This is a genomic window from Cytobacillus sp. FSL W7-1323, assembly GCF_038595015.1.
In the GTDB taxonomy this organism is placed as follows: domain Bacteria; phylum Bacillota; class Bacilli; order Bacillales; family Cytobacillaceae; genus Cytobacillus; species Cytobacillus kochii.
On record NZ_CP151998.1, the window covers coordinates 2,344,868 to 2,363,202 of the forward strand.

The 18,335-nt window shown below is 35.2% G+C and carries 18 protein-coding genes and 1 pseudogene; 10 read left to right on the forward strand and 9 right to left on the reverse strand.

The features are described from left to right. Nucleotides 1–12: 12 nt before the first annotated feature. Both MKX67_RS12000 and MKX67_RS12005 read right to left on the reverse strand, forming a co-directional pair. Entirely contained in the window at nt 13–1,626 is a 1,614-nt protein-coding gene (locus tag MKX67_RS12000) for an NAD(P)/FAD-dependent oxidoreductase (RefSeq protein ID WP_095373239.1), read from the reverse strand. Nucleotides 1,627–1,680: 54 nt separating this feature from the next. Next, complete coding sequence (locus tag MKX67_RS12005) at nt 1,681–2,637, reverse strand: alpha/beta hydrolase (RefSeq protein WP_341051163.1); 957 nt, start codon at nt 2,635–2,637, stop codon at nt 1,681–1,683. Between the two features lie 174 nt (nt 2,638–2,811). Here MKX67_RS12005 and MKX67_RS12010 point away from each other — a divergent pair, with 174 nt between their 5' ends. Both MKX67_RS12010 and MKX67_RS12015 read left to right on the forward strand, forming a co-directional pair. Further along, on the forward strand, nt 2,812–3,516 hold the full coding sequence (locus tag MKX67_RS12010; RefSeq protein ID WP_307313787.1) for a helix-turn-helix transcriptional regulator: 705 nt from the start codon (nt 2,812–2,814) through the stop codon (nt 3,514–3,516). A gap of 416 nt (nt 3,517–3,932) precedes the next feature. Then, complete coding sequence (locus tag MKX67_RS12015) at nt 3,933–4,457, forward strand: hypothetical protein (RefSeq protein ID WP_157733982.1); 525 nt, start codon at nt 3,933–3,935, stop codon at nt 4,455–4,457. A 436-nt stretch (nt 4,458–4,893) separates the two neighbouring features. On the opposite strand, the gene MKX67_RS12020 is transcribed toward MKX67_RS12015, so the two are convergent. Then, nucleotides 4,894–5,442 (reverse strand): TetR/AcrR family transcriptional regulator, encoded by a 549-nt coding sequence (locus tag MKX67_RS12020; RefSeq protein WP_095373236.1) that lies wholly within the window; start codon nt 5,440–5,442, stop codon nt 4,894–4,896. 171 nt (nt 5,443–5,613) lie between these two features. Here MKX67_RS12020 and MKX67_RS12025 point away from each other — a divergent pair, with 171 nt between their 5' ends. The 5 genes from MKX67_RS12025 (at nt 5,614) to MKX67_RS12045 (ending at nt 11,897) form a co-directional block, all read left to right on the forward strand. Continuing rightward, nucleotides 5,614–7,089 (forward strand): DHA2 family efflux MFS transporter permease subunit, encoded by a 1,476-nt coding sequence (locus MKX67_RS12025; RefSeq protein ID WP_340975032.1) that lies wholly within the window; start codon nt 5,614–5,616, stop codon nt 7,087–7,089. Nucleotides 7,090–7,629: 540 nt separating this feature from the next. Continuing rightward, complete coding sequence (locus MKX67_RS12030) at nt 7,630–8,616, forward strand: metal-binding protein ZinT (protein ID WP_341051176.1); 987 nt, start codon at nt 7,630–7,632, stop codon at nt 8,614–8,616. A 79-nt stretch (nt 8,617–8,695) separates the two neighbouring features. Beyond that, nucleotides 8,696–10,225: a zinc ABC transporter substrate-binding protein gene (locus tag MKX67_RS12035; RefSeq protein WP_342488237.1), complete on the forward strand. Its 1,530-nt coding sequence runs from the start codon at nt 8,696–8,698 to the stop codon at nt 10,223–10,225. Nucleotides 10,226–10,401: 176 nt separating this feature from the next. After that, nucleotides 10,402–11,118: a metal ABC transporter ATP-binding protein gene (locus tag MKX67_RS12040; RefSeq protein WP_281203043.1), complete on the forward strand. Its 717-nt coding sequence runs from the start codon at nt 10,402–10,404 to the stop codon at nt 11,116–11,118. Next, nucleotides 11,055–11,897, forward strand: coding sequence for a metal ABC transporter permease (locus MKX67_RS12045; protein ID WP_281203044.1), 843 nt, complete (start codon nt 11,055–11,057; stop codon nt 11,895–11,897). Before MKX67_RS12040 ends, MKX67_RS12045 begins: the two co-directional genes overlap by 64 nt. Nucleotides 11,898–12,171: 274 nt before the next feature. On the opposite strand, the gene MKX67_RS12050 is transcribed toward MKX67_RS12045, so the two are convergent. From MKX67_RS12050 to MKX67_RS12070, 5 genes and pseudogenes are all read right to left on the reverse strand, one after another. Further along, nucleotides 12,172–12,702, reverse strand: coding sequence for an HAD-IIIA family hydrolase (locus MKX67_RS12050; protein WP_342488238.1), 531 nt, complete (start codon nt 12,700–12,702; stop codon nt 12,172–12,174). After that, the gene (locus tag MKX67_RS12055; RefSeq protein WP_342489295.1) at nt 12,686–12,829 is read right to left on the reverse strand and encodes a hypothetical protein; all 144 of its coding nucleotides are present in this window, start codon (nt 12,827–12,829) and stop codon (nt 12,686–12,688) included. The genes MKX67_RS12050 and MKX67_RS12055 overlap by 17 nt, the downstream gene beginning before the upstream one ends. 15 nt (nt 12,830–12,844) lie before the next feature. Further along, nucleotides 12,845–12,904, reverse strand: a pseudogene (locus MKX67_RS12060) (hypothetical protein); the annotation flags it as partial. Continuing rightward, nucleotides 12,879–13,277 carry a phosphoglycerate mutase family protein gene (locus tag MKX67_RS12065; RefSeq protein WP_342488239.1) on the reverse strand — a complete coding sequence of 133 codons (399 nt, stop codon included), beginning with the start codon at nt 13,275–13,277 and terminating at the stop codon, nt 12,879–12,881. The gene MKX67_RS12065 and the pseudogene MKX67_RS12060, both read right to left, overlap by 26 nt. Nucleotides 13,278–13,737: 460 nt before the next feature. Continuing rightward, the gene (locus MKX67_RS12070; protein WP_342488241.1) at nt 13,738–14,319 is read right to left on the reverse strand and encodes a GNAT family N-acetyltransferase; all 582 of its coding nucleotides are present in this window, start codon (nt 14,317–14,319) and stop codon (nt 13,738–13,740) included. Nucleotides 14,320–14,876: 557 nt separating this feature from the next. Between MKX67_RS12070 and MKX67_RS12075 the strand changes: the two genes are divergently transcribed. The 3 genes from MKX67_RS12075 to MKX67_RS12085 all read left to right on the forward strand — a co-directional run bounded on the left by MKX67_RS12075 (nt 14,877) and on the right by MKX67_RS12085 (nt 17,105). After that, on the forward strand, nt 14,877–15,329 hold the full coding sequence (locus MKX67_RS12075; RefSeq protein WP_342489273.1) for a DinB family protein: 453 nt from the start codon (nt 14,877–14,879) through the stop codon (nt 15,327–15,329). A 75-nt stretch (nt 15,330–15,404) separates the two neighbouring features. Next, on the forward strand, nt 15,405–16,259 hold the full coding sequence (locus tag MKX67_RS12080; protein WP_342488242.1) for a DUF2268 domain-containing putative Zn-dependent protease: 855 nt from the start codon (nt 15,405–15,407) through the stop codon (nt 16,257–16,259). Nucleotides 16,260–16,274: 15 nt separating this feature from the next. Continuing rightward, complete coding sequence (locus MKX67_RS12085; RefSeq protein WP_340975047.1) at nt 16,275–17,105, forward strand: AraC family transcriptional regulator; 831 nt, start codon at nt 16,275–16,277, stop codon at nt 17,103–17,105. Here the strand turns inward: MKX67_RS12085 and MKX67_RS12090 are convergent. Continuing rightward, nucleotides 17,036–18,274, reverse strand: a complete 1,239-nt coding sequence (locus MKX67_RS12090; RefSeq protein WP_342488243.1) for an MFS transporter — start codon at nt 18,272–18,274, stop codon at nt 17,036–17,038. The two genes, MKX67_RS12085 and MKX67_RS12090, sit on opposite strands and share 70 nt — an antisense overlap. Between the last annotated feature and the right edge of the window lie 61 nt (nt 18,275–18,335).

Here is an 18,335-nt window from a genome sequence, read left to right on the forward strand (position 1 = left end):
CATTCCTCCTAATCAGACTTGAATTTTATTAACTCCTAAAACATATCCTTTGTAACCCTGTTGAGAGACCTTGTTACATATTTGGCGATAATTGTCTAAACCACCTAAATAAATTAAGAAATCTGGTGACTTTCCATCAATATTAGATCCTGTATACCAGGACGCTGTTTTTGTAAATAGCGTATTATGGGCAAGCTCTGTACAATCCTTACTCCATTGCCTTTGTGCATCCTCAGTTGGCTCAATCGTTTTCAGATGATGTTGACGCATGTACTTTAGGCAATCTGATATCCATTCAACATGTTGTTCAATGGCTGACGGTACATTGGTTAAAACAGAAGGACTTTGTGGCCCAGTAATCGTAAAAAAATTTGGGAATCCTGCTAAGCCAAGTCCTAAATACGTCTCAACTTTTTTCCCATTTTGCCACTTGTCTCTAAGGGACAGCCCTTTACGTCCTTTTATATCTAGTTTCAATAGCGTCCCTGTCATGGCATCATAACCAGTTGCAAAAACAATCAGATCTAGTGGATATTCTTTTTCCGTTGTTTTAATTCCGTTTTTTGTTATACACTCAATTGGTTGCTGTTGTAAATTTACTAATGTGACATGTTCTTGGTTATACGTATCATGATAGTTTGTATCTAAGATTGGGCGTTTTGTTGCGTAGTAATAATATGGAAGGAGATCTTCAGCAACTTCAGGATTTTTAATTTTTGCACGAATTTTATTTCTAAGAAATTCTGATACTAACTCATTTGATTTCTCATTAATCGTTATATCATTAAATGCATTGTTTAAAATCATCCCCCCTTTGTCCCAAGCATTTTCTAAGATTGTATTACGTTCCTCTTCTGGCGTTTCTACTATGGATTTGGTTGCTTTAGGAATGGGTAATCCTGAAGGTGAGGTTAACATGATTCTTCGTGCTGAATGAAACTCATTTTTAAATTGTTCAACTTCCTCGTGCGTAAATGAACGATTTCTAGTTGGTACAGAATATTGCGGTGTTCGTTGAAATACATAGACTTCTTTCGCAGTTTCTGCAATAACAGGAATCGATTGTACACCACTAGAGCCTGTGCCAATCACTCCCACACGCTTGCCTTTAAAATTAACGTCAGTATGTGGCCATTCACCGGTATGGTAGCTTTGACCTTGAAAATCTGCAATCCCTTTAAAGTTGGGAATACTTGAGGTGGATAGGCAGCCGACGCCTGAAATTAAGTAAGTTGCAGCAAACTCATCACCTTTTCCCGTTGTAATGTGCCACATTGAATGTTCTTCATTCCAAACGGCCGATTTGACTTCCGTATTAAATTGCATATATTGCCTAACATCTAATTCATCAGCTACGAAATTCAAATAGCTTAAAATTTCATCTTGACCAGCAAACCTTTTAGACCAAGACCACTTTTTATATAAATCCTCTGAGAACATAAAATTATAATAAAAACTATCTGAATCACATCGGGCACCAGGATACCTAGCGACATTCCACACGCCACCAACTCCAGCTGCCTTTTCAAATGTCTTTACAGAAAAACCGTCTTCGTGTAATTTATACGTCATATAGATTCCAGAAAAGCCAGCACCAATCACTACAGCGTCAACATATTGAGTCATTCCTTATCCCCCTTTGTAGTGTAATAGATGATTTTTAGAACATATGATCTTTAGCTACTTATTTACTGCTTTCTCTCCCCCTTGGTGGACATTATTTAAAAATTTCACAATATGTTGAACAGACTCTTTTGTTTCTTCTTCAAAGAAATCCATATTACTGTAATAACCATGGACTGCCCCTGATATCACTTCATATTGAACAGGTACACCGTCTCGTCTTAACTTTTCTGCATAAGCAATTCCCTCATCTTTTAGAACATCATTTTCCGCTGCGATAATAATAGTTGGGGGTAGCCCTTGAACAGTATCGTATTTTAATGGTGATACATCGGGATGACTATACATTTTTTCATCACCTACATAATGGAAACCAAACCATTTCATAAGATCTCGATCGAGACCATATCCTTCAGCAAATTCATTATAAGAATTGGTATTGAATGCCAAGTTTGTGACTGGGTATATAAGAACTTGTGATTGAATGGATGGCCCATTGTTTAAAGCTCTCTTGGCAATAACCGTGGATAAGTTCCCACCAGCACTATCTCCACCAACAGAAACTTTAGTTAAATCTACATTAAGCTCTTCTGCATGATTAGCTACCCATTCTAGTGCTGTATAGCAATCATTCATTGGAATGGGAAATTGATTTTCCGGAGCAAGACGATAATCCACAGAGATAACTACCGTTTTAGCCTCTGTCGCTACTAATCGATTGGCCGCTTCAAACATTTCAACAGAACCAATGACCCAACCGCCTCCATGATAATAAACTAGTGCTGGAAAAGGCCCTTCTCCTTCCGGTGAATAAATACATAATCGTATTTCTGCTCCATCATTTACTTTAATTAAGCGCTCTTCTCTGCGATGAATATGAGGTAGAATATTTTGTTCAGGTATTGGGGCATTTTTCTGAATTTCCTTTAATTCAATTGGATCAAATGATTCGATTTTCGGACCAGAATAAAAGCTCTCCAAATACAATTTTGCTCTTTCAGATAAACTTGCCAAATGATCTCCTCCTTTTTACTCAGAAAATTGTAATCGCTTACAATGATATTGTATAATCTAAATATTCTAACAACTATTCCTACTTTTTGATAAAACAGTACATACTTTAAGTCAAATTACAAATAAACTATGCCATTAGGTAATGAATATATAAGACTAAATTAAAAAAGGAGAGTGTATTTATTGGTTAAATTAGATAAATGGGAAAGTAACGTAGATAAAATAAAGGCAGCTATCAATCAAGAGCATAAAATTAAAATAATATTGGAAAGCTTTCTTACTGATTTTTCATTAAATGAAGCGATGTTATTTCGATATTCTCCGATAGACCACTTAGCGGAGGGGATACTTTCTGCTACTAAGTCAGAGTTCAAACATATTTCCTCTATAAGGGATGATATCACTTCTATTCCGGCCATATTCAAAGCTATTAAAACGAGAACACCACAATATTATGAAGGAAATAACTTCCATTTAAATATATCAAAAAAATATATTATCGCAGATAACCAAGATGCTCTATTGGTTGTTCCTATCATATTTAACCAAGTTGTCATTGGCTATTTTCTGGGATCCCAATTTAAGAAGCCCTTTGACCTTAAACTATTAATAGAAGCAACTTTATTTAGCAAGGACATTGGAGAAATTTTATTCAATCAATTTAATTTTATCGAGGAGGCAGAAATAAAACTATCGAAACGTGAATACGAAGTAATGAAATGTACTGCAAGCGGTTATAGTACGAAACAAATTGCCCATATATTAGAGATTAGTGAAACGACGATTAAACAATATATCAAAAGTGTCATGGCAAAAACCAATACATTAAATCGAACACATGCTGTAGCGTTTTTAATTCAAAAAAATATTCTTAAATAAGATGGGATTTTGTTAGAATCTCTTTACGTTCTTGTGAAAAAATACAGCTCATAAAAGTATCCTTTTATATAATGTAGAATAAGGTTTTGGATAAAAGAAATACCCCTCTATAAAAGATGGAATTTTCATACTTTTATTCCATCTAAAAGGGAGCATATCATTATAATCTAATATTTGTTTTCTAGTATAATATTTCGTCTTAACGGAATCAAAATCGGACAGTTCTTTAAATCACTTGAATTAAACTCATAAAATCTTCCAAGATTGCATTGTAAAGCCTTAAACACTTAGCTAACTTAAAATGAATATTGCTTGCCTCCCTAATTTTAATTAATTACCAATTTTAGAAACTAAATATATTAATATAAATCACTCTTTCTAGCTCTATAATCACACCATTTTGGAACTCCTGGTTAATGACGTTAGAAGCATTATTTATCGGGATGTTCGCTCATACCCGTGGTTTAGTACCAGGCTTAACAGTTGAAACAAGTGATCGGATTATTCCGTTATTCTTCTCTACTTATGCACCGGTATTTGGGGCGATTGTAGTAGCAGCTGTAATTGCAGCGGGAATCTCGTCTATTAATAGGGCGTTATTATCATCTGCTAGGTTATTAGTTAATGATATTTATGCCCGATTTATCAAAAAGAACGCTTCTTCTGCTGAGATTTACCTTGAAGAAATATCATCAAGACCTGAATTTCAATCATTAGAAAATGAACTAACGAGTGGAGGTAGCTCCATCGTCAACCCACTTAGGCAATTTATAGCCGAGCCTGTATACGGAGAAGAAAAGATTATTTATGCCGATATTATTCTCGACCAAATAGCAGAAAGCAAATTTGACTTTGATGTATTTGGCCATTATGCAAGGCCTGATATCTTTCAACTGACTATCAATGAAAAAGAACAGGAAAACGTCGTTTGGAAAGGATAAAATGATAAAATGCTCGCTAAGATTTTGATTTTCTAAGCACGAACCAGGGAATTCTAGGGTTAGATCTAACCCTAGAATTCCCTATATAAACTTGGTAACCAATTTTAAAATCATACTAAATAAGTATAATAGCAGTAGTCAAAAATACCGGATGTAATAATTATACATTATTTTAAACTATTAGGATTTGTAAATGACTTTCGCTATTCACACCTCTATTTGTTATAGCTTTAAATAAAAGAATGAACTATAAAAACTGTTTGTACAACTAAGTTAGACTTATGTGATTTATGTCTCATATGTTTATCTAACCATTGCGACATTTTCAACATTTTTTGACATCTATTACCTTAAATTATAGATATGTATAGTTGAACTCATATCAACACCGTTTGGTAAACAGATACCATATACAAGTTAGAGTCATTTAGCAACACTACACTTTGTACATTAAATATATCTGATCTGAAATATACTCTGAACTATAGTGAATCCCCTTTCGTATCCACCACATAATGATGCCTACTAAAGAGGCAGTTTTAATTTCAATGGAAACATAATCGTCAGGTAAATCTTTCTCTGTATTCTCTCTTCGTACTTCTATTAATTTTCTTATCTGTAGAAATAATTGATCCTCAAACTGATTTAAATTGAATAAAGTTTGTAAATAGTTTCGATGGATATACAAGAAATCTAATAAATGTGTTAGTTGCTGTTTTTCTGTTAAATCTTTTACTTGAATTAATGAAAAGATTCTAGAAGAAAGATCATTTACTAGCTCTTCTGTCACTTGCGTTAATAAGTCTTCTATATCTAAATAATGCAAGTAAAATGTGGTTCGATTTAAGCCTGCTTTTCCAGCTACTTTCTGAACTGTCAAATTCGAAATGGTGTAGCCTTCCTCTCCTAAGAGAGAGAGTACAGATTTTTTAAACATTTCTTTTGTACGTATGGTACGTGGATCTTCTTTTTTAGAATTAGACATTTATAACTCCTTCGTATATTTTCATTTGACTTCAACGACAACTACTGATCAATATGTCGATTAGTATACACTCGCAAATAAAACTGTTCATGGTCATCAAATTATATATTTGTTACTATAAATTTTATCGACGTCATGTTGATAATGCAAATTGGAGTAAGGAGTATATATATGGAAAAGGAAATAACCAAAAGAAGTAAAAATATTTTAATGGTTGTATTAATTGCTGGCTGCTTTTTATCAACATTAAATCAGACTTTATTAAATGTGGCTATGAGTGGTTTTATGGACATTTTTGAAGTATCCGCTGCAACTGTACAATGGTTATCAACGGGATTTATGTTAGTAAACGGGGTTTTAGTACCGATAACAGCATTTTTAATGAAACGATTTACAACTAGACAGCTATTTATTAGCTCGATGTTCTTTTTATTGTTTGGTTCAGTCCTATGTGCTTGTTCAATCAATTTCGGCATGTTATTAACAGGAAGAATGATTCAAGCCATTGGTGCTGGCATTATCATACCTTTATTAATGACAGTTGTTTTGTATTTATATCCGATTGAAAAGCGTGGAAGTGTTATGGGTACTATTGGCTTTGCGATGATTTTTGCACCAGCTATTGCTCCTACATTATCCGGTTTTATTATGGAATTTTCATCATGGAGATGGCTATTTATTGGAATAACTCCTTTTATATTAATCGTTATTATACTTGCCTTTAAATATTTAATGAATGTGGCAGAAACATCAAAAGCAAAGTTAGATATTCTAAGTGTCATTTTATCAACATTTGGTTTTGGTTCTATTTTATTTGGATTTAGTAGTGCAGGAAGCAAAGGCTGGGATGACCCTGTTGTTATTACGACCATTATTACCGGATTAATTGTTACGACTTTATTTTGTTCACGTCAATTGACTTCCAAAGATCCATTGTTAAATCTATCTATATTTAAGTATAAAATATTTACACTCACATCACTAATCAATGTACTAATTACTATGATTATGTATGCTGATTTAATCCTACTACCCATCTACTTACAGGATGGTCGAAGTTTTACAGCTTTTGAAGCAGGTTTACTTTTATTACCTGGTGCGATAATTAATGCTTTCTTATCACCGGTCACAGGTAGGATGTATGATAAATACGGCGCCAAGCCACTTTTTATAACAGGTCTAGTGTTTATTATTATTGCGATGTGGGGCGTGATTGATTTATCAGCATCAACTACCTATTTTTATTTATTGTTACGAACATGTATTTTACGAATTGGCTTAAGCTTTATTACGATGCCTATAAATACAGCGGGTTTAAACGCGTTACCAAGAGAGTTAGGTTCCCATGGTTCAGCAGTAAACAATACTATTCGTCAATTAGCAGGTGCGATTGGTACTGCAGTAGTTATCACGATTTACACCATTCAATCTACATCTTATGCTCAAGAATTATCCCTTGAAAATGGGCATATTTCTGCCGTTCAACTTGCTAAATTGGCATCTATCTTTGGCTCAAGTAGTGCCTATATATTTATGTTAGTTTTATCTTTTGCGGCACTAATTTTAGCATGTTTTATGCCTACTCAAAAAGCAAAGAATCACAAAAATACATCTAGAAAAAATGTATTTAAACAAAGCACCAATTAATTTTATTGTTTCTACATTCAAAAATTGGCATACCTAACATTTTTATCAGGTATGCTAATTTTTGTACACTCTATAAATAGCAAACACATAAAATAGTACTCTCATTTTATTACTAAAATCTTACTCTCTTATTATCCTCACCTACCTAAAACGAACTGTAACTCTGCATCTTCAGATTTATCTTCTAGAGGAATAATTCTTAGTCATTTTTACTTATTCAGCACTACTCTTCTTGCTATTAAATCTGATCGCATTTTTCATAAACTAATTTTCCTCATTTATTAATAGCTTTCTTTTTTGAAAGTGAACCCAACAAATTATTTTGCTCTCTTTTCAGCTAATGAAATATCAATCTTCTTTTAAAAATTATATATTCATATTGACAAACCACTAAAAACATTATACTCTTTAAAACGTAATCGTTACGATTAAACAGAAAAGACATGCATCTGAGGAAATCATACTCTATACATATTGATCAGCCTTCTAAAAGTATATTCTTTAAAACGTAATCGTTACGATTAATTCCAACGCGAAAGGATGTTTATTTTGAAAAGACCGTATTTATATCTAAGTGTATTGGCTTTAAGTTTAGCATTAGTAGCTTGTCAAGATTCAGAAAAAACAGCAACTACTAACAGTACTTCTGCAGAAGAAGGGGAATCTACAAATGATAATGCAACTTCAGCTGAAACAGCAGATATTGCGATCGATGGCTTAGGTGATCATTATCACACTGGGGATACCATTGAATTGGCTGCTGTATTAAGTGAAGATGCTGATTATGATCACTGGCATTGGTATACAAGAGAAAGTGGCCAATCAGAATGGGAGGTTGCATCTGGTCAAGAAGGTGACACCTTCTCAGGCGAAGCAAGCGTCGATGGTTTAGAAATTAAAGCAGCTCTTTACAACGATAATCATGAGGTATTTGCTGAATCAGAACCGGTAACTATTGTTATTGATGATCATCATGGGCATGATGAAGAAAGCAAACAAATTTATCAAGGGTATTTTGATGATGATCAAGTAGCAGATCGTGAATTAACAGACTGGGAAGGCGATTGGCAGTCTGTCTACCCTTACCTTTTAAATGGTGATTTAGATGAAGTCTTTGCACATAAAGCTGAAGAAGGTGACATGACTGCGGAAGAATACAAAGACTATTATACAGAAGGTTATGTAACAGACGTCGAGCGTATTGTTATTGATCATGGTAATGTAACGTTTTACAAGGACGGAGAAGAGTTTTCTGGAGACTACGAATATGATGGCTATGAAATTCTGACTTATGAAAAAGGAAATCGCGGTGTTCGTTTTATCTATAAACTTGCAGAAAAATCTAATGAGATGCCACAATACATTCAATTTAGTGACCATATTATATCCCCTCAGAAATCTAGTCATTTTCATCTTTATTGGGGAGATGATCGCGAGAAATTATTGGAAGAAGTAACTCACTGGCCGACTTATTATCCATCTAACTTAGACGGCGATGATATTGTCCGTGATCAATTAGCCCATTAATACTTTGGAGAAGAGATGGATTGGTCCTCTCTTCTCTCTACTTTTGCAACACATTCTAACAAGGAGATTCATAGATAAAATGAAAAAACACCAAACTATATTCATATGTTTTACCGTGATAGCATTTCTTTTTGGTTGTCAGTCTCAAAATTCAAAAGAAGCTGGAAATAAGAATGAATCTGAAATAACTGTTGTCGCTTCCTTCTTACCGATGTATGAATTCACCAAACAAGTAGCTGGTGATCGAGCAAATGTTCAACTTATGGTTTCAGAAGGTCAAGATACCCATCACTACGAGCCTAGTGCCCAAGATGTAGCTGCTGTCAGTCAAGCAGATGTGTTTGTCTACAGTAGTGAAGAAATGGAGTATTGGGTAAAGAGCCTACTTAATACAGTAGAGAACAACAATCTCGTTATAGCACGTGCTGCAGACGGTCTCGATGAATCAAACCATGAAAATGTGCATGATGAACACGACTCAACTGGAACAGAACAAGTGAAGATCAATGGGGTAGCAGATCATTACCATACGGGTGATGAAATTCAACTTTCAGCTGAATTAATAGGAAATGCCGATTATGATCACTGGCATTGGTATCAGCAGTTAGATGAGAGTGAAGAATGGGAAGCTATTTCTGAGCAAAGTACTGAAAAGTTGACAATGGTTGCTCCAGATAAAAGTTTAAATATTCGTGCTGTTATTTATGATGATAATCATAATAAATATGCAGAATCAGAGCCAGTAGAAATTAATATTGATAACCATGATAACCAGGTAGACACTGAACATAACCATTCCAAGAAGGAAGCGGAAATAAACATTAAAGGGTTAGCAGATCATTATCATACAGGTGATGTTGTTACATTAGAAGCTGTGCCGACTGATTCATTCAATCATAATCATTGGCATTGGATGATGAGAGAAGATGCTAACCAAGAATGGAAAGCAGTACCAAAACAAGTAACCGATCATTTTGAGTACAAAACCACAGGAAAAAGCTTTGAATTGAAAGCTGTTCTTTATGATGATAAACATCATATTCAGGCAGAATCTAACCCTGTATCTGTGTTAATTGATGATCACGAAGAACAAGATCCTCACATATGGCTTGATCCAGTTTTAGCACAAAATCAAATCAAAGCGATTCGTGATGCCTTAATTGAGGCAGATCCAGGTGGAGAAGAAATATATGAGAAGAATGCTGAATCCTTTATGAATGAACTTAAGGATCTAGATGAGGAATATCAAACTACTTTAAAAGATGCGAAAAATCGTGTTTTTGTCGTGCAACACCAGGCATTTGGCCATCTAGCGAAACGTTACAACCTAGAACAAATTGCGATTGGGGGATTATCTACAGAAGTTGAGCCCAGTCCTTCACGTATTGCTGAAATCGGTCATTTAGTCGAAGAGAATAACGTACCTGTGATTTATTATCAACAAGGAGCGAGCTCCTCCATTGCTCAAACCGTTGCATCAGAGACAGGAACAGACACAGCTGTATTGTATGATTTAGAGGTACTTTCTGAAGAATTATTAGAAAATGACTTAGGTTATATTGAAGCTATGCGTCATAACCTTAAAGCATTGCAACTTAGTGTACATTAGAATCAATTGGTGAAGGCGGTTATTTAAAAAGGCTAACTAACCAAGGTTTGGGTTTGCATCATTCTAGTTAGCCCATCTGGTTAATTTAACTTCTATCTATTAGATAAAGAATCAGATAGACGATCCTGCAATCCTTCCACCTTATTTTTGGAAAATGAAGAAAGGTAGATGAAAAAGTGTTCTATATAAAAGTAGATGATCTCTCTTTCCACTACGAAAAAGAACCCGTCTTAACAAATATTTCATTTGAGCTAAACCCGGGTGATTTTGTCATGTTAACCGGTGAAAATGGCGCCGCAAAAACAACTTTGTTACGTAATATCTTAGGATTGCTTAAGCCTACTATGGGGGAAGTTACGCAGTCTCCTACGAATCGATATGGTGAGAAGTTAGTGGTTGGATATGTTCCCCAACAAGTATCTTCATTTAATATTGGTTTTCCTAGTACAGTCTTAGAATTAGTTCAATCAGGACTCTATCAAAGGGGCAAGTGGTTTAAAAAGTTGACTGAAGCGGATAAAGATCAAGTGAAACGATCCCTTGAATCTGTAGGATTATGGGAGATGCGTCATAAAAAAATTGGTGAATTATCAGGAGGCCAAAAACAACGAATATCGATCGCACGTGTATTTGCTACAGATCCGGACTTATTTGTTCTAGATGAACCTACTACAGGAATGGATAAAAAATCACGGGAGGAATTCTACCAATTATTGCGACATCAAAGTGAAATACACGAAAAAGCAATTCTGATGGTGTCGCACGACCACGACGAATTACGAAATTATTGTAATAAACATATTGAACTTGTTCGAAAGGAGGAATTGCCTTGGAGATGTTTCTCTATGAATTCATGCAGAGAGCTTTCCAAGCCTCGATTCTCATCTCTTTAATTGCCCCTATGCTAGGCTTGTTTCTCATACTACGGAGACAGTCTCTGATGGCAGATACTCTAGCTCATGTTTCTTTAGCTGGTGTAGCACTTGGATTATTAGTTAGTATCAATCCGACTTGGACGAACATTATCATGGTGGTGATCATTGCGATCTTACTGGAATACTTACGTATGTTATATCGCACCTATTCAGAAGTTTCAATTGCTATTTTAATGTCTGGCGGGATGGCCTTAGCATTGTTTTTAATGAGTTTGAACCAAGGTGGAACTACACTTAATATCAATCAGTTTTTATTCGGTTCTATCGTAACAATTAGCACACAACAAGTATGGATGCTCTATCTCTTAGCGGGAATCATCGTCATACTATATATCATTTTCCGTAAGGCGATGTACGTTTTAATATTTGATGAAGAAACAGCGTTTACTGCTGGATTACCAATCAAAACGATGTCGATTGCCTTTAATGTATTAACCGGAGTAACGATTGCTATTATTATGCCTATAGTTGGCTCCCTGCTCGTATCCGCCATTTTAATTCTTCCTGCAGCCATTTCTATGCGATTGAGCCGTAGCTTTGCAAGCACAATTCTATTAGGGATACCTATTGCGTTGACTGGTATGTTAAGTGGTTTATTTACATCTTATGAGTATGGTACGCCTCCGGGTGCCACTATCACTTTAATCTTATTGGCCCTATTTGTGATAGCAATCATAGTAAAAAAAGTGATGAAACAAAACCAAAAAGAAAAAATCACTTTGAAAGAACAGCAGTAAATGGTACAACATCATAAAACCAAGCTTCATAAGGTTCTGGTTCTATGTCTTGTTAGGGTGGGGATACTATCTCCACCCTTAATTTATCTTATAGATACTTTTATTTAGAGTATTTATATTCAGAGGTTAAGTAGTTTTTTAACTCTCCACTTAAACTTTGTTCTATTTACCTTTACCTCTAGATAAATTTCAACATTCATTTAAGATATTTTTCAAGTATCATAATATCTTATCTGTTTGAAATAGCGTTCCGTACATATCGAACATTTATATACTATCGATGAATAACGTTCATGGCCTCGTCTATCCCTTCAACAACCTTATCCAACTCAATGTCTTTGAGTCTCTCCTGGTGCTCTTTTAATGTTTGCTCTCCTGCCCCAGTTTTGACTAAGATTTTCATTGCACCTACTTTTGAAGCGGCAACCATATCACTCCAGCGGTCGCCAATTACGACGGTTCGAGCTAGGGAAAGCTTATAATCTTCTGCTGCTTGCTGGAGCATTTCAGTATTTGGTTTGCGACATTTACATTCCGCTTCAGGGGCATGAGGGCAAATATACACTTGATCGAATCCGAAAGAAAGTAATTCGTGAATAAATGCCGTTTTTGTCGTTAATCCTTTCGCAATTCCAGGTTGGTTCGTGAAAGCAAAAACCTTTATTACCTTTTCCTGTAACTTGCTTATATTTTCTTTTACTCCGGGGAAGAGTCTAAATTCTCCAGGATAATGGATGGTGTCATCGCCACCAATTGTGCCATCTCTATCTAAGAAAACGGCTTGTATTTTATTGTTTTTCTTCATGATGACTGTTCCCCCATAGGCGATTAACCGTTAACAGTTTTTCTTCAGCAAAAGCCATCTCATAAATATCAGGTTTTGTTGTTTGTTGAAAAAATTGAAAATCAAACTGTTTTTGAAAGTAATTCATTATAATCGTCATGATATTTCCATGTGTCCCAATAACAATAGATTCTCCCTTATAATTGTTTAAAATCTCTTTTATGAATGGAATAGAACGTTCTTGTGCGGCAACTGTGGATTCTCCTCCAACTAAACAGATTTTCGTCTTTAAATGACTGCTCAATGGCGGATAATAATTCCTTTTCTTCTGCATGGTAATCGAGCCCCTTAATTGGTCTTTCTCTTAGATTTTCATATGTTTTGATTTGTAGTTGCCTATTTTCTGCAACCTCTCGAACAGTCTCGATTGCGCGTGTATATGGACTAGAGATGACTCTATCAATCTTTTTATCCTTTAAAATCTCAGTGACCTTAATTGCTGCTTCTCTTCCCCTTGGCGATAAACCTCTCGTTTTCTCCTCACCAAATATAAACGGCGATTCTGCATGTCTAACCATATATATTGTCGTTACCATAGATTTCCCCCTATCATTCTCTATAAGACTCGAAAAAAAATTCCGATAATTTCGAGTTTTATAGTTAACGTAAATCCAAATATATAAAATTCTTTATACAATCTTTACTCTTCTTTTTACGCTAAGAATCGAGCACAATGACATTCTTTATTCTGCTCCACCCTCATGTTTATCTTGACCTAGGGAAAAGAAAAGCCTGCAAATAATCGAGCACCATATGGAAGCAACACCTCATAAGTAAGTGCGATTAACCCTGCTTTGCTATTTTACTTATCCAATTGAGGATAAGAAGGACCAAAAAAATGAAGTACGAGATATCTATATCTCTTTATTTACAGTAGTTGAGTTGAAAAGGTTAAAAATGGGGAACTATAAATTTGCGAAAGGCATGGTGTGAAACATCCAACATGCCTTTTCTTTATTCTATTTAATCTTTATCATACTTATAATAGATTTGGTTTTACAGAAACTTCTCATAACAAAAACATTCATATGCTCGCTTATACTGTGACTTCACTTCTTCTTTGTTATCACCGACATAATGCGCGAAGATTGTCATTGGTAGGATATTTTTTTCTTTGCTATAAATGACATCACTACCCTCTTCTTCATTGATATAAAGATGAAGATAGGAGTAATCACTAGTAAACCCGTTTTGTTGGTACCAACTGTTGACTCCATTATCGCCTCTCGTCCACGCTTCTAACCGATTGATGTTTTTTTTACGAGCTATTCGCTCAGCTTCTGTCAGTAATGCCCGGGCAATCCCTTGTCTTCGGTAATCGGGATGGACAGCGATATGCCATATCATCCCTCCGAGTCCACTCCCATGGTAATAAATACTTCTTTCTTCATTTTCATATTCTACATCGATCAAGCCGACAACTGTTTTGTCCATGATAGCTGTGAGTTCAATCGCTTGATTTTCGTAATGCTCTTTTGCAGTTAAAACATTGTCATAATAAGCTGTATCCAAAAAGGCAAGTACTCTACATCTCACCCAACCTATTTCATCCTCTGGTCTATAAGCTCTTATTTCCATTTACTCTCTCCTTAAGTAAAAGAATCCCCTAAACACCTACATGCAATTATTGTTAGATTCATTGTGAACATGGCAATCACTCCTTTCAATATGAAAGTCTTAATGATTAAAGATAAAAGGCATTAAATAAACAAACGAGAAGTCCAGTTTCTATGGATATAGAACCAACACACTTTGCTAAACGGCCTCACATCCCGCTCTATAGAACAAGATTGGCGAGAAACAATGCCTTTTTTGTAAAACGAAATAGCCGATTACTATTATTTTGATATTGCTTGGCATGAATGTCTTTCTCTCGAGATTTCAGTTATCCATTTGAAAATAAAAAGAGCACGTTCTTTTTCTCCATGCTTTACCTTACATTTCGATTACAATAAAAAACAGGTGGAAATTTGATACAGATGATTATCTGGTCAATTTATAAATTGTAGCCTATTTTATTTTCTGTATTTCCTATTTTTTCTTGCAATTATTCAACTTCCTATTACTTTTTTTGCTATAATTAATAGTATCATATTTTGGAAAAAATGTAATTTTGTAAGAGGAGTGAAATGATTTTGTTCCAGTTCTTTCAATACAATTGGCAAGTGAGAGATGAATGGTTGACACTGTTGAAAGACATCCCTCCTGATGAACTATTAAAGGAGAGGGTCGGTGGTGTCAAGAGTATTCTTTGTACCTTCTTCCATATCATTGATGTGGAGTATAGCTGGCTACGATGTATCAATGGAAAAGAAGATGTACTATTTGATTATAGTGACTATCAGACACTTGATCGTATTCATTATCTATCAAATCAACTAAGAACTGAAATAAGCGCTACCTTTCCTCATGATGTACCTATAGATAAACAAGTATTTATTCCTTGGGACTCTAGTCACCAAAATGTGACTGCGATTCTTCATCATATAATTGCCCATGAAATTCATCATATCGGCCAGTTGTCTATTTGGGCGAGAGAAATGAATTTACACCCTGTCTCTGCTAGCTACATTGGGCGGAAATTTTAATCGGAGGTATATATGCGTTTTACTTATTTTTGTCTTAGCTTAACAGTGTTGTTTTTATTATGCGGGTGTTCTGAAATGAGTAGGAATGAAAAATTAGAAACGAACTGGTCTTTCCAAACTGAAACCGGACAATCATTTAATATTGTAGAAATCCAACATTTAATGGAAAAGTACATAAAAGATCATGATGAAGAAGATGCTATATTCGCAGATTATAAAGAAGCGGTCATTGATCCTATTTATAATGATTGCTTTCTTGACGGCGAATTTCTTCATATCGCTGAAGATGTATTGTCACATAACCCGGAGAATTTCGACAAACTACAAAGAGCCATCGAACGGATGAATAGTAAGGAAGTAAAAGATAACTTGTCAGAAGCATTAGAGCTTTCTGCTGCTGCCTTACCGATAGAAAAGGAAATCAATGTATGCTTGCTTCCTGTTTCCTACCCTGGTTTTGGAATGGCAGTAGGATCAGATAAGATTCTCATTTTGTTTGACGAGTACCTTTCCATCGATCGTTTTAAGGTTACACTCGCTCATGAATATCATCATAGTGCCTGGCAAGCTGCATATAGAGGGCCATCTGAGAAATGGACTGTCCTAGATAATATGGTTTTTGAAGGAAAGGCAGTGATGTTTCAAGAGATCATTTACCCTAATCAACAAATGATCAATACAAATGAGATTTATGACCAAGAGGCATGGGATTATGCTTCACCTCATTTCGAAAAAGGAACACTCGAGCACTCTAATGAGATTCTTTATGGCGGATTTGATCCACTGCCACCATTGTATGGCTATTCTGAGGGCTACCGAATGGTGAAAAATTACATTGAGAAAAATCCGAAAATGAGTATTCCGGAATGGGCAAAACAAGACGCTGCCACTATTTTCAAAGAAGGTAATCATGAGGAAAACTATGATTAAGATAGGAGAGCTCTTATGCAACATGGAAATGTATTAATTCCTTCAAAAAAGGGACTGTTTCTCTATAAAAACACCTTTCAACAAGAAAGCTTATTACGTTCAGATGCTTCGTATAAATTGATATATGCTCTAAACGGACCCATTCATTACCATCTATCACAAAGAGTGGAAAAACTTAAGGTTAATCAATTTATTATGATTGATCCATTTACACCTCATCAGCAATTATTTGTTGAAAAGCAAAAATTTCTTATTGAAATCAACCCTTCTTTTTTAAAAGATGTGAATGAATCTTTTGGTGTTGAACCTATTGATATTGCATTTGCAGCGGTTATTCAGCTCAATCCAATGATCACGAAATGGATTGAGCTGGTAATTGAAATGATGACTCTAGAAGAAGACGATCAACAGCCGATGTTTCGCTTATTCCTTGAGAACAGCTACACACAGCTAGCGATCCTTCTATTAAAACACACGATACATACGAATAACCATCAGCTACCAACAGAGCATTATCAAACCGTAGCACCTGCTATTTACAAAGTTACGTCCTCATTAAAAGAAGCCTATCAATCACCATGGACCCTCAAGGACATGGCAACAATTATTGATTGGGATGTCTATTATTTCTCTCATTATTTTAAGGAAATCGTCGGGGTTTCGCCCTATTCGTGGTTACAAATCTATCGTCTGCAAAGAAGTTTGTTTTCATTGAAACAGAATGATACGACTATTCTCGATACGGCTCTGAACGCAGGTTTTTCATCCATTGCTGTCTATAATCGCCTTTTTAAAAGAGTATATGGCATTTCACCTCGAACATTTCGAAACAACTTCACGAAGTAATAAAATGTGAAGAGACATATAAAAAGGCCACATATTGCAAAGAGGAATCTTACTGGTACAATATGTGAGAATAAACCAAATAATAATAAGGAAAAGGCATTCGCACAATATAAAGTAAATGCGCTAAAACTAAATCCTCGGCCTAACATCTCATCTGGTAGGTGTTTTTGTAACAAATAAACTCTAGCTAACCCTGAAATCGGTAGACCAATCGCTGCGAGGGACACACCAATAAACAAAAATGGGAGCCCATTAACTAAACCGACGATACTAATGCCAGCTCCCCATATAAATGAACCAATTACATATTGCATCATAGTGAATCTTTTGATAAATAAAGGAATGATTACATTAACAACAATGACAAATAGGCCGTACCAACTGGTTAAAATACTGTACCATTCTTCTCCCTTTGTAACCATTTGTTCTACTAACAAAAATAATCCTACTTGCCAGACCCAAGTATGGAAAAATACAATCACAACAGTGATGAAAATGACATTCCTAAGAATATGGTGCTGTATTAACCAGTGAAAAAATTCCTTTAAGGACCTGTAAATTTTTAATTTTTTCGTTTTGATGTCACTATGAATGTATACCTTCACAAATGAAAGGAATATGGCACTAACAAGATAGCTAACTATCGAAACTGTAAATAAATGTATTTTACCGATCGTAGCTAAAATGATGAGGTTTCCAACTGGTCCTACTATAACAACACCTCTTGTAATAGAGTCAACTAAACTGTTGGCCGTTGTTCTCTCTTCTTCAACCGTCACTTTCATCAATAACGCTCTACTCGCAGGATCATATAAGCAACCTATTGTATGTATAGATAAACAGAGAAAAATAAGTTGCCAATATTGTAATTGCTGAGTATAAAATAGAACAATCACTATCATGATTATCGGTATTTTAATGATTTCCATCCGAATAAGCCATTTCTTAATAGGGATCCAATCCGCTAATACGCCTCCTATTAATCCAAATAGCAAATATGGCAACACCTGTGCGGCCACCATAGCAGTTACATAGCTAGATGAACCAGTTAATGAGAAAGCAAAAAACAATAAAGCCATATTTATCATCATATTACCTAAACTGGTGAAACACTTACTTAGTAAATAAAATCTGAATGCCCGGTTGTTTCGTAGAATTGATTGATACATCTCGCTCACCTCACCTACTACCTTATAGTTGAGCGAGGGATTTTTCTGCTATGATATTGCA

Bases quoted from the DNA above. Each gene is read 5' to 3' on its own strand.
- MKX67_RS12015 (WP_157733982.1), top strand. From the start codon at position 3,933: ATGACGTTAGAAGCATTATTTATCGGGATGTTCGCTCATACCCGTGGT.
- MKX67_RS12065 (WP_342488239.1), bottom strand. From the start codon at position 13,277: ATGGTAACGACAATATATATGGTTAGACATGCAGAATCGCCGTTTATA.
- MKX67_RS12055 (WP_342489295.1), bottom strand. From the start codon at position 12,829: ATGAATTACTTTCAAAAACAGTTTGATTTTCAATTTTTTCAACAAACA.
- MKX67_RS12070 (WP_342488241.1), bottom strand. From the start codon at position 14,319: ATGGAAATAAGAGCTTATAGACCAGAGGATGAAATAGGTTGGGTGAGA.
- MKX67_RS12035 (WP_342488237.1), top strand. From the start codon at position 8,696: ATGAAAAAACACCAAACTATATTCATATGTTTTACCGTGATAGCATTT.
- MKX67_RS12025 (WP_340975032.1), top strand. From the start codon at position 5,614: ATGGAAAAGGAAATAACCAAAAGAAGTAAAAATATTTTAATGGTTGTA.
- MKX67_RS12030 (WP_341051176.1), top strand. From the start codon at position 7,630: ATGTTTATTTTGAAAAGACCGTATTTATATCTAAGTGTATTGGCTTTA.
- MKX67_RS12090 (WP_342488243.1), bottom strand. From the start codon at position 18,274: ATGTATCAATCAATTCTACGAAACAACCGGGCATTCAGATTTTATTTA.
- MKX67_RS12020 (WP_095373236.1), bottom strand. From the start codon at position 5,442: ATGTCTAATTCTAAAAAAGAAGATCCACGTACCATACGTACAAAAGAA.
- MKX67_RS12000 (WP_095373239.1), bottom strand. From the start codon at position 1,626: ATGACTCAATATGTTGACGCTGTAGTGATTGGTGCTGGCTTTTCTGGA.
- MKX67_RS12085 (WP_340975047.1), top strand. From the start codon at position 16,275: ATGCAACATGGAAATGTATTAATTCCTTCAAAAAAGGGACTGTTTCTC.
- MKX67_RS12050 (WP_342488238.1), bottom strand. From the start codon at position 12,702: ATGAAGAAAAACAATAAAATACAAGCCGTTTTCTTAGATAGAGATGGC.
- MKX67_RS12080 (WP_342488242.1), top strand. From the start codon at position 15,405: ATGAGTAGGAATGAAAAATTAGAAACGAACTGGTCTTTCCAAACTGAA.